The organism is Oricola sp. (genome assembly GCF_022763245.1).
Classification (GTDB): Bacteria; Pseudomonadota; Alphaproteobacteria; order Rhizobiales; family Rhizobiaceae; genus Oricola.
In genome coordinates, this window is record NZ_JALEGV010000041.1 from 723681 (window position 1) to 735487 (window position 11807).

Annotated in this window: 10 protein-coding genes; 9 read left to right on the top strand and 1 reads right to left on the bottom strand. The window is 65.9% G+C overall.

Annotation, left to right across the window (positions count from 1 at the left end):
• Positions 1–29: 29 nt before the first annotated feature.
• The 9 genes from hisD (at position 30) to MRY80_RS24135 (ending at position 9344) form a co-directional block, all read left to right on the top strand.
• The gene (gene hisD, locus MRY80_RS24095) at positions 30–1358 is read left to right on the top strand and encodes a histidinol dehydrogenase (RefSeq protein WP_293293905.1); all 1329 of its coding nucleotides are present in this window, start codon (positions 30–32) and stop codon (positions 1356–1358) included.
• Positions 1359–1401: 43 nt separating this feature from the next.
• Positions 1402–2460 (top strand): LacI family DNA-binding transcriptional regulator, encoded by a 1059-nt coding sequence (locus tag MRY80_RS24100; RefSeq protein WP_293293906.1) that lies wholly within the window; start codon positions 1402–1404, stop codon positions 2458–2460.
• Positions 2457–3035 (top strand): hypothetical protein, encoded by a 579-nt coding sequence (locus tag MRY80_RS24105; RefSeq protein ID WP_293293907.1) that lies wholly within the window; start codon positions 2457–2459, stop codon positions 3033–3035. Before MRY80_RS24100 ends, MRY80_RS24105 begins: the two co-directional genes overlap by 4 nt.
• 22 nt (positions 3036–3057) lie before the next feature.
• A complete protein-coding gene (locus MRY80_RS24110) occupies positions 3058–3945 on the top strand; it encodes an N-acyl homoserine lactonase family protein (protein ID WP_293293908.1) in 888 nt (295 codons plus the stop codon).
• The gene (locus MRY80_RS24115) at positions 3942–4901 is read left to right on the top strand and encodes a 3-hydroxyacyl-CoA dehydrogenase (protein ID WP_293293909.1); all 960 of its coding nucleotides are present in this window, start codon (positions 3942–3944) and stop codon (positions 4899–4901) included. The genes MRY80_RS24110 and MRY80_RS24115 overlap by 4 nt, the downstream gene beginning before the upstream one ends.
• A gap of 61 nt (positions 4902–4962) precedes the next feature.
• Complete coding sequence (locus tag MRY80_RS24120; protein ID WP_293293911.1) at positions 4963–5727, top strand: SDR family NAD(P)-dependent oxidoreductase; 765 nt, start codon at positions 4963–4965, stop codon at positions 5725–5727.
• Positions 5728–5853: 126 nt separating this feature from the next.
• Positions 5854–7371, top strand: a complete 1518-nt coding sequence (locus tag MRY80_RS24125; protein ID WP_293293912.1) for an altronate dehydratase family protein — start codon at positions 5854–5856, stop codon at positions 7369–7371.
• Positions 7372–7446: 75 nt separating this feature from the next.
• The gene (gene otnK, locus MRY80_RS24130) at positions 7447–8703 is read left to right on the top strand and encodes a 3-oxo-tetronate kinase (protein ID WP_293293914.1); all 1257 of its coding nucleotides are present in this window, start codon (positions 7447–7449) and stop codon (positions 8701–8703) included.
• Positions 8700–9344 (top strand): aldolase, encoded by a 645-nt coding sequence (locus tag MRY80_RS24135; RefSeq protein WP_293293916.1) that lies wholly within the window; start codon positions 8700–8702, stop codon positions 9342–9344. Before otnK ends, MRY80_RS24135 begins: the two co-directional genes overlap by 4 nt.
• Positions 9345–9398: 54 nt before the next feature.
• On the opposite strand, the gene MRY80_RS24140 is transcribed toward MRY80_RS24135, so the two are convergent.
• On the bottom strand, positions 9399–11744 hold the full coding sequence (locus MRY80_RS24140) for an arylsulfatase (protein WP_293293918.1): 2346 nt from the start codon (positions 11742–11744) through the stop codon (positions 9399–9401).
• Positions 11745–11807 lie beyond the last annotated feature (63 nt).

Sequence of the window (11807 nt, forward strand, 5' to 3'; positions counted from 1 at the left end):
AGTCTCGTAGCGACAACGAGGAAAGAAAGATGACCATACAGTATCTGAAACGGGGAAAGCCCGATGCGGAACGAAGTGAAGACGACGCCAAGGTCCGCGCCGTGGTCGAGAGCACGCTCAAGCAGATCGAGGAACGCGGCGACGCCGCGGTTCGCGACCTCAGCGAGAAGTTCGACAAATACGCCCCGGCCTCGTTCCGGCTGACCGCCTCGGAAATCGAAGCCGCCCTCCAGAGGGTGTCGACCCGCGACATGGAGGACATCAGGTTCGCCCAGGACCAGATCCGCCGGTTCGCCGAGGCCCAGCGCGCGTCGATGACCGACATCGAGGTCGAGACGCTGCCGGGCGTGATCCTCGGGCATCGCAACATCCCGGTTCAGTCGGTCGGCTGCTACGTGCCGGGCGGCAAGTTCCCCATGGTCGCCTCCGCCCACATGTCGGTGCTGACCGCGTCGGTTGCCGGCGTCAAGCGCATCGTCGCCTCCGCGCCGCCGGTCAATGGCGAGCCGCACCCCGCCATCGTAGCCGCCATGCATATGGGCGGCGCGCACGAGATCTACGTCCTCGGCGGAATCCAGGCGGTCGGCGCGATGGCGCTCGGCACCGAGACCATCGATCCGGTCCATATGCTCGTCGGCCCCGGCAACGCCTTCGTCGCGGAAGCGAAGCGGCAATTGTTCGGCCGCGTCGGGATCGACCTTTTCGCCGGGCCCACCGAGACGATGGTCATCGCCGACGACACGGTCGACGCCGAACTGTGCGCGACCGACCTCCTCGGCCAGGCCGAGCACGGCTACAACTCGCCGGCGGTGCTGGTGACCAATTCGCGCAAGCTCGCCGAGGGGACGATGTCGGAGATCGACCGGCTGCTCGAGATCCTGCCGACGGCCGAGACGGCCTCTGTCTCCTGGCGTGACTATGGCGAAGTGATCCTGTGCGACACCTATGACGAGATGCTCGCCGTCGCCGACGATATCGCCTCCGAACACGTCCAGGTGATGACCGACCGCGACGACTGGTTCCTGGAGAACATGACCTGCTACGGCGCCCTGTTCCTCGGCCCGCGCACCAATGTGGCCAATGGCGACAAGGTGATCGGCACCAACCACACGCTGCCGACCAAGAAGGCCGGCCGATACACGGGCGGATTGTGGGTCGGAAAGTTCCTCAAGACCCATTCCTACCAGAAGGTGCTGACCGACGAGGCGGCGACGCTGGTCGGCGAATATGGGTCGCGTCTTTGCATGCTGGAGGGATTTGTCGGTCACGCCGAGCAGTGCAATATCCGCGTGCGTCGCTATGGCGGGCGCAATGTCGGATACGGACAGGCCGCAGAACCGGCCGCGAAGGCGAAATAGGCTGCGCGGCGGGCTCGGGAGGCCCAGCACGAGCGAGATCGAGATGCACAAGAAGACGGCAGATCCCCTTCGGAAAAGCGGGCCGGCGAAAAGCCGGGTCACGGTGAAGGATATTGCGCAAACGCTTGGCGTCTCGATCGCGACGGTGTCGCGCGCCCTGAGCAACGACCCGACCATCGCGTCCAAGACGCGCGACCGCGTCCTGGAGAAGGCGGCCGAGATGGGATACGCGCCCAATCTCTTCGCGCGCAGCCTCATCACGCAACGAAGCCGCATCGCCGCGCTCTTCGTCAGCAACATCACCAACCCCTTCTATCCGGAGGTGGTGGTCAAGCTGACGCGGCGCCTCCAGGGGCTGGGCCTTCACACCATGCTGTTCACCTCCGACGGGACGCAGGGCGTGGACGAGGCCTTGCCGCTCCTGCAGCAATACAATCCGGACGTCGCGATCGTGCTGGCCGCGACGATGTCCTCCGAAACCGTGCGCAAATGCGTCGAGGGCCGCACGCCGGTCATCCTGTTCAACCGTTACGTCTCCGGCGCCAATGCCAGCGCGGTCTGCTGCGACAACTATTCCGGCGGATCGCTGGTGGCGACGAAGCTGGCGGAGGCGGGCCACAAGCGGCCGGCCTACATTTCCGGTCTGGACGACGCCAGCACCAACGTGGACCGCCTGCGCGGCTTCCGCGACGGCTGCAAGGCGGCGGGCCTTCCCGAACCCGCGGTGATCTCCGGGCGGGATTTCACCTATGAAGCCGGCTACGAGGGCATGAAGGAACTCTTCGCCGAAGACGAGAAACCGGACGCGGTGTTCTGCGCCAACGACATCGTCGCGATCGGCGCCATGGACGCGGCCAGGCGGGAATTGGGCTATTCGATCCCCGAGGACGTTTCGATCATCGGCTTCGACGACATCGCCATGGCCAGCTGGCCCTCGCACGAACTGACGACCGTCCGTCAGCCGATGAACGCGATGATCGATCAGGTGATCCTGGAGATCGAGCGGCTCCTGTCGAAGGAAGACATCCAGGCGAAGGAGCACTTCCTTCCGGGCCGGCTGATGATCCGCAAATCGGCAAGACTGAAGGAGAGTGCGGCATGACGAGCGCGCCCGCACCCGGCAATGGCGGGATCCACGACGCACAATGCGGCATTTGGGACATTCCCGATGCGTCGCAGGTCGACGTGATCCTCGACGGAGGCTACCGCGACGAGGCCGTCGCCAGCTATCTCGCCCATGCGAGCCCGCTCTACAACGTCCTGTCGCGCGTCCTCGCGCAGCTCAGCGGCGTCCTGCTCCTGGCGATGACGCGCGGCCATCGCGACCTGTCGCTGGATCATGCGATCTACACGACGGCCGTCGAACAATTGGCGGAGGCAAGGGACCGCCTCCGTGCCCTGAAGTCGCCGCCCGCGGCTGTCCGGCACCACGCCGCGCTGCAGGAGCTTGCCGCCTGCCTGGCAGATGCCGCGAAGACGATGGATTCGCTTTCAGCGCTGGTCGGCCAGCACGCGCGTGACGACGCGAGGCACGACATCATCCGCAAGCTTCACGTCGCGCAGAGGCTTCTGATCGCGACGGCGGAGCCGGACGCCAACATCACGCCCGTGGACTTCAGCCATGCGTGTTGCACCTGCGGTGCATCGCACGCCGGCGGGGCCGCGAAAAACACCTGAAACCGAGCCGGGGGAGGACCAAATGGCCGACTATTCGATCCATGTTCTGGAATACAGTTTTGTTCCGAATTACCACAAGAGCGGCGTGCTTTACGGCGCCCACAACCAGGGCTACGTGAAGCTGCCCTATTGCTATGTCCTCATCCGCAGCGAGGACCATGTCGCGCTTGTCGATGTCGGGTACAACGACAAGGATTACGGCAAGCATCTCGGCGACAAGTTCGGCGTGGAAAACTGGCGCTCTCCCAAGGTGGTCCTCGCCGAATTCGGCCTTACGCCGGAAGACGTCGACACGGTCTTCATCACCCATGCGCATTTCGACCACTTCGGCAATGTCGAGGATTTCCCGAACGCCACCTTCTACATCCAGCGCGACGAGATCGAGAAGTGGGTCTGGGCGATGTCGCTGCCGGACCGGCTGCGCTGGATGATGATCGCGGTCGATCCGGGCGACATTCTGCGCGGAGTGAACCTTGCGGCGGAGGGCCGGCTGCGCGTGGTCGAGGGATCGCAGGAGAACGTCCTGCCGGGCATCGACCTGCATCTGGCGCGCGACAGCCACACCTTCGGCTCCATGTGGGTGACCGTGCGCAACGACGGCAAGAGCGACAGCGAGGACACCTGGGTTCTGGCGGGCGACCTCGTCTACCAGTTCGCCAATCTGAAGAATGACGGTTCGGTCGTCGGCGTGGACACCATGTACACGCCCGTGGGTCTTGCCGTCGGAAGCCAGATGAACCTGCTGCTCGCCACCGAGGAAATGATGAAGCAGGTGGGCTATGACGACACGAGGGTGATCCCGATCCACGAAGAGGGGCTGGCTGACACCTTCCCGTGCCGCATCACCGGGGAAAACCTCCGCATCAGCGAGATCTGCCTCGCCGACGGCGCGAAGTCCGCGGTCTCATGAGCACCACGGACCACGCAGCCTCCTCCGGCGTCGCGATCGTCGGCGCCGGGCTCGTCGGTCTCGGCTGGGCGATCGTCTTCGCCCGGGCGGGCATCGAGGTGCGGGTGTTCGACCGCAGCAAGGACCTCGTGGCGTCATTGCCTGCGAAACTCGAACAGTCCCTGTCCGATCTGGAGAGCTTCGGGCTGATCGAGCGGCCGCAGGAGATCGCCGCGCGCGTCTCCTGTTGCGAGACGCTGGCCGAGGCCGTGCGCGGGATCGGGTACGTCCAGGAATCGGTTCTGGAGCGGGTCGACGTGAAACGCGCCCTTTACGAGGAACTGGACGGCCTGCTCGACGAAAACACGATCGTCGGTTCGTCCTCGTCCGGCATCCCCTCGTCGGACTTCACCGAGGGACTGTCCATCGCGCCGCGCTGCCTTGTCGCGCATCCGGTCAATCCGCCCTATCTCGTGCCGGTCGTCGAACTGGTTCCCGCGAGCTGGACGCTGCCGGAGGCCGTCGACCAGGTACATGACCTCATGCACGCCGTCGGCCAGCACCCCGTCCGCGTCGCCCGCGAATTGCGGGGCTTCGTCCTCAACCGCCTGCAGGGCGTGCTGCTGCGCGAGGCCTGGGCGCTGTTCGAGGAGGGTTACTGCTCGGCGGCCGACATCGACGCGACGATCTCCAAGGGGCTCGGCCTGCGCTGGGCCTTCATGGGGCCCTTCGAGACGATCGACCTGAACGCTCCCGGCGGCGTGCGCGATTACGCCAACCGGTTGGGCGGCCTCTATCTCGACATCGCCAGTGAACGCGGCGAGCCGCAGCCCTGGAGCGACGAGCTGATCGGACGCGTCGAGGCCGAACGGCGCGACGCGCTGCCGCTGGACGGCCTTCAGGACCGCACCGAATGGCGGGACCGGCGTCTGATGGCGCTGGCCGCGCATATGCGCAGCATGGAGGCAGCAGAGTGAGAATGCTCTGTCGGCAGCCGCGCCGCATCCGCCGCGGGGCAATTTCCTTCGGCGCGGCGACATGACGGTCGCCGCAGTCCCGAATTTCCGTCTCGACGGACGCCGGGCGCTCGTCACGGGTGCCGGGCGGGGCATCGGCAGGGCCATCGCCGAGACCTATGCCGCCGCCGGCGCCGCGGTGACGCTTTGCGCCAGAACCGGAGAGGAGATTTCCGCCGTCGCGGATGGCCTGCGGTCGCAAGGCCTGCAGGCGGACGTGCTTGTCGCCGATGTCACCGACATCGAGGCGTTCGGCAGGGAGGTCGCGCAAAGGCCGGCCTTCGACATTTTGGTCAACAATGCCGGCACGAACCGCCCCAAGCCGCAATTGGAGGTGACAGCCGAGGACTACGACGCGGTCATGAACGTGAACATGCGGGCGGCCTATTTCGTCACGCAGGCGGTCACCCGCCGCATGATCGAGGAGGAACGCGCCGGCTCGGTCATCAACATGTCCTCCCAGATGGGCCATGTCGGGGCCGCGAACCGGACGCTCTACTGTGCGTCGAAATGGGCGCTGGAAGGCTTCACCAAGGCCCTGGCCGTCGAATTGGGACCGCATGGCATCCGGGTCAACACGATCTGCCCGACCTTCATCGAAACGCCGATGACCCAACCCTTCTTCGAAGACGAGACGTTTCGGACATCGGTCCTGTCGAAGATCAAGCTCGGACGGCTGGGGCAGGTGGACGACGTCGCCGGTGCGGCGCTCTTTCTGGCCTCCGACGCCGCCTCCCTGATGACCGGCAGCGCGATGATGCTGGACGGCGGCTGGACGGCGGACTGAGGGAATTGACGTTCGCCGCCGGCCGGGACTTGCGGATCCGGCCCGTCGGCGAGACCATTTCCGACAACTGACACACTGTCGGCCGCGATCGGTTCGGCCGGCCAACGACACAGGGGAAACGCGCCCATGCTCCAGAACAGTATTCGTCTTCACCCCGACGACAATGTCGAGATCGCCCTGCGCGACCTTGCTGCCGGCGATCTGCTGGCCGATAGCGGCGTTCCGCTTGCCGGGCCGGTCGCGCGCGGGCACAAGATCGCCGCCATCCCGATCGGCCGTGGCGAAAGCGTGCGCCGCTACGGGCAGATCATCGGCGGCGCGACCGGCGACATCGCCGCGGGCGAGCACGTCCATGTCCACAATCTCGGCATGGCCGACCTGTCGCCCGACCATGCCTTCTGCAGCGAGGCCAAACCGCTTCCCCCGCTCGCCGAACACCACGAATTCCAGGGCTTTCACCGCGCCAACGGCCGGGTCGGCACGCGCAACTATCTCGGCGTGCTGACCTCAGTGAACTGCTCGGGCAGCGTCGCCCGCTTCATCGCCGAAGCCGCCGAGAAGACCGACTGGTTTGCCGGGTTCGACAACATCGACGGCATTGTACCCATAGTGCACGGCACCGGCTGCGGCATGTCGGCGAATAACGAAGGCTACGCAGCGCTGTTTCGCACATTGGGAGGATATGCGCGCAATCCGAACTTCGGAGGAATCCTGCTTGTCGGCCTGGGGTGCGAGGTGATGCAGGTGCCGGAGATGGTCGGCCGCGAACAACTGCGGCCGGATGGAAATTTCCGTTACATGACGATCCAGCAAACCGGTGGCACTCGGCGGACGGTCGAGACCGGCGTGGCCATGCTGCGTGAAATGGCGGCGCAGGCGAATGCGGTCCGGCGCCAGCCCGCGCCGGCGTCTGAACTCGTGATTGCCCTGCAATGCGGTGGCTCGGACGGCTATTCCGGGATCACTGCCAATCCGGCGCTCGGCTACGCCTCCGATCTGCTGGTGCGCTGCGGCGGCACGACAATCCTGTCGGAAACGCCAGAAATCTACGGCGCCGAACACCTGTTGACCCGACGCGCGATGACGCCGGAAACCGGCCGCAAGCTGGTCGAGCGCATCGAATGGTGGAAGGACTACACCGCCCGCAACAAGGGCGAGATGAACAACAATCCCACGCCGGGCAACAAGAAGGGCGGCCTGACGACGATCCTCGAGAAGTCGCTCGGCGCTGTCGCCAAGGGCGGCACCGCGCCCTTGGCGGGCGTCTATGAATTCGCCGAGCCGCTGACGACTCGCGGTTTCGTCTTCATGGACAGTCCCGGCTACGACCCGTGTTCGGTCACGGGCCAGATCGCTTCGGGCGCGAACCTCGTCGCCTTCACCACAGGGCGCGGGTCCGTCTCCGGCTACAAGCCGACGCCCTGCGTCAAGCTGGCGACCAATTCCGACATGTACGGGCGGATGTCGGAGGACATGGACATCAATTGCGGAGACGTCCTCGATGAAGGCGTCTCCATCAAGGACAAGGGGCGCGAGATCTTCGACATGTTCCTGCGCGTGGCGTCCGGCGAGAAGACCAAAAGCGAGGCGCTGGGATTCGGCGGCGCGGAATTCGTGCCCTGGCAAATCGGCGCCGTGATGTAGCCGACGAGGCGGGCGGGCCGGGTGGCGGGCATCCTCCGGCGCGAACGACACGGCATTTCGACAGGGGACGACTTGATGCTGCTGGGCATAATCGGCGACGATTTCACCGGATCGAGCGACATAGCCAACATGCTGGCGAAGGGCGGAATGCGGACCGTCCAATATGTCGGCATTCCCGACGGCCCGGCGGGAGACGACGTCGAGGCCGGTGTTGTGGCGCTGAAATCGCGTTCGATCCCGGCGGACGAGGCGGTCGCCCAGTCGCTCGCCGCGCTTGAATGGCTGCGGGGGCAGGGATGCCGCCAGTTCGTCTTCAAATATTGCTCGACCTTCGATTCCACGCCGGAGGGCAATATCGGGCCGGTCGCCGCGGCGCTGGCCGAAGCCCTTGGGGCGGAGGGCGTGTTGTCCTGTCCGGCCTTTCCGGCCACGGGCCGTTCTGTCTATCAGGGACATCTCTTCGTCGGCGACAGGCTCCTGAGCGAAAGCGGCATGGAGCAGCATCCGCTCACCCCGATGACCGATCCGGACCTGCGCCGATGGCTCGCTCTTCAGACACGCGGTCCGGTCGGCCATGTTCCGGCGCAGACCGTGTGGGCGGGAACCGAAGCGATCCGGCAGCGTGCGTCGTCAGAGGCGGCGCGAGGGTGCCGGCTCGTCATCGCAGACGCCGTTCGCGACGAGGATCTCGTCGCCCTCGGTGAGGCGGCCGCCAACGATCGCCTGCTGACGGGCGGGTCTGGCATCGCCCTCGGCTTGCCGGAGAATTTCCGAAGGCAGGGGCTCTTGAAGGGCGGCGGCGACGCGTGGCGTCCTCAGCCCGAAGGGCGGGCGGCGGTGCTGTCGGGGTCGTGCTCCCGGGCCACGCGCGCCCAGGTGGGCGTCCATGCCGCAAACAGCCCATGCCTTCATGTGACCGCCGACCACCTCGTCAACGGCGAGATGACGGCGGCGACGGCAGTCGAATGGGTCATGCGGCAAGACGGGCTGCCGCTCGTCTGCTCGTCGAGTGACCCTGCGGCAGTCGCCGCTGCGCAAGCGCGTCATGGCAGCAAGGCCCTGGCCGCGCGGTTCGAGGCCTTCTTCGCCGCCGTGGCCCGTGGCCTTGTGGAGCGAGGCATCACCCGGCTGATCACCGCCGGGGGCGAAACCTCCGGAGCGGTGGTCGAGGGCTTGGCGCTTCGGGAGCTGGCGATCGGTCCGGAGATCGATCCGGGCGTGCCGGCGCTGCGTGCCTCTGACGGTCTTACACTGGCGCTCAAATCGGGTAACTTCGGCTCCGAGGACTTTTTCGGCAAGGCGGAAGCCATCCTCGCGGGACGGGTGCGATGAGGGAAACGAGGCTCCGTGAAGACATTTGCTTCTGGGCCGGTTCCCTGTTCGCCCGGGGGCTGACAGGGGGGGCTTCCGGCAACATCTCGGTGCGGACCGAGGATGGCGGCCTGCTGGTCACGCCGACCGGGACGAGCTTCGGACGCCTCGATCCGGCGCGCCTGAGCAGGTTCGACGCCGCCGGCAACCACGTCGATGGGGACAAGCCGACCAAGGAGATGCCGCTGCACGCGGCCTTCTACGAGACGAGGAGCACGGCCGGCGCCGTCGTCCATCTGCATTCGACGCATTCCGTCGCGCTCTCCGTCCTGCCGGATGTCGATGCGGACAACATGCTGCCGCCGCTCACGGCCTATTCGATCATGCGCCTGGGAAAGGTCGCTTTGCTGCCCTACTACCGGCCCGGCGATCCGCAGATGGGCGAGGCGGTACGCGGGCTCGCCGGCCGTCGCTCGGCCGTCATGCTGGCCAATCACGGACCGGTGGTCGCAGGAAAGGAACTGGAGGCAGCGGTCTTCGCGATCGAGGAACTGGAGGAAACGGCACGCCTGGCGCTTATGCTGCGGGGCGCGGACCCGCGCATGATGGATCCCGCTCAGATCAGGGACGTCGTAACGCATTTCGACGTGGAGTGGGACTGAGGGGCCGGACCCGGCGATGTGCTGGGACGGTTTGCGATCCCGAAGGGGACGCCGCTATTCGAACGGCCCCATGAGCTTGAGAAGCGCCGCGCGCAACTCTTCCGGCGACTTGCGAAACGGCGAGTCGGGCGCCAGTTCGCCAGGGGTGTAAGTCACGGAGTCGAGCGCGCCCGTGTAAGGGAAGCAGCCGTGCCGTTGGCGGATATCCCGGCTGACGGGTGATCGGCGATCGATGCCGACATCGATGCCCTGGAACGGGCTCATGCCCCAGAACAGCTCGAAATCCTGTCCCGAGGCGACGTGAGCGCCGTCGACGGAAAGCGTCACCGTCGAAGCGCCGCCCGCCGTCGCCGACACGTCGAGCGTGATCGCCGTCGCGCCCTGCGGAACGGCCCCACCGTCGAGGAGCCGGGTCGTGTTGGCGAAAGTGTGGGCGTAGCGGAGGCGACCGTCCTCGACGAAGACCATATATCCGCCGCCCTGGTCGCCATGAGCGACGATGACGCCTACATCGCCGGTGCGGTATCCTTGCAGACGCGCGGTGACCGTGTAGGAGCGCAGCTGGATGAGCAGTCGGGACCGGAAACGCGACAGCGTCGGCGTGCCGGCATAGATCGTCACCGGCTGGACCAGATCATCCTGCTCGCGACTGTGCCAGATCCGCTTCAGGCCGCTTCCGTCATCCAGCGGAAAGACGCCGTAGCGCTCCGCCAGTTCCTCCCAGGCCTCGGTCAGCGCGCAGAGCCGGTCCGGTTCCAGCGCGGCTAAATCGTTGATCTCGGTCGGGTCGGTGCGCAGGTCGTAGAGCTCCCAGCGGTCCTTGTCGTAATGCGGGCCACGCTGGTGACGCGCGACGGCTTCCCACCCGTCACGATAGATCCCCCGGTTGCCCTCCAGCTCGTAATATTGCTCCAGGCGCGATTCTGCGGCCTGCGGATCGGTCAGGCTGGCAGCGAAGCTTCGCCCGACGACGTCTTCGTGGAGCGCGATCTCTGTCGTATCGCCGGCGCCTCTTGCGAGTTCGAGCAGGGTCGGCAGCAGGTCCGAGACATGCGCATATTGCCGCCGGATGCCGCCTTGGTCGCCGATTCCTTCCGGCCATGAGATGATGAACGGAACCTGGTGGCCGCCGGCATGGGTGAACTTCTTGAACAGCCGGAACGGCGTGTTGGAGACCCGGGCCCAGCCCCGCGGGTAATGCGGCATCGTGTGCTTGCCGCCGATCTCGTCGAGGTTGATCTTGTCGGGCGTGAGCGCGGCCAGTTTCTGCGCGCCGACCGGTTCGCCGTCCAGCTTGGTGTAGAGGAACGACACTGCGCCCAGATAGCAGGGTGATCCGCCCTGGCCGCCTTCACCGCTTGCGCCATTGTCTGACAGGAACACGAAGATCGTGTTGTCGAGCTCGCCCATGCGTTGGAGTGTGTCGCACAGCCGGCCGACATTGTCATCGACGCTGGTGATCATCCCCGCATAGGCTTCCATGTAGCGGGCGTAGAGCCGGCGTTGGTCGTTAGACAGCGTGTTCCAGGCCGGTATCTCGTAGCCGGCTTCCTCGGCTTCCGAACAGGCCACGTCGGGCGCGACGATGCCGAGCGCCTTCTGGCGCTCCAGTCGGGTCGCCTGCGCCTCGTCCCATCCGGAATCGTAACGGCCGCGGTGCCGGGCCATGTCATCCGCCTTGGCGTGGAGCGGCGCGTGGACGGCGGCATGCGAGAAATAGAGAAAGAAGGGGCGCCTGGGATTTGCCGCCTTCGTTTCCTTGACCATGCGAATGGCGCGATCGTTCAGGTCGTCGGTGAGGTAATAGTCCGGCGGAAAGCTGTCGATCGACAGGATCGTGTTGCCCTCGATCAGCTCGTGAGGCTCGTGCAGATTGGTGAAGCCGTCGAGGAAGCCGTAGAACTGGTCGAAACCGCATTGCAGCGGCCAGGCGTGTCGCGGGCTGGCGGCCGAGGTGTAGAGTTCCTTCGCCAGGTGCCATTTGCCCACCATGAAGGTCGAATAGCCGCAGCGGCGGAAATATTCGGGCAGGGTAGGGATGTCCGACGGCATCTCGTAGCGCGAATGGGGAAAGCCCGAATCGTAGTGGACGACATCGGAATATCCGACCGAATGATGGTTCATCCCGGTCATCATCGAGGCCCGCGTCGGCGAGCATTTCGGCGCGACGTGGAAATTCGTGTATTTCAGCCCGCGCTCCGCCAGGCGGTCGATGTTGGGGGTCGGGATCTCGCTGCCGAAACAGCCGACATCGGAATAGCCCATGTCGTCGAGCAGCATGATGATGACGTTGGGCGCCTTGTCGCCGGCGACCGGGTCCTGCCGCCAGGACGGCTGCGACTGCGCATAGAGCCGTCCGACATGTCCGTCGGTTTCGGTCGTGTCGGCGTTGTTCGTCATCCTGTCCCTCATGCGGCGCGGTTCGATACGGTGCTGCCCGCCCGGCCGACAGGCCAGACGGGC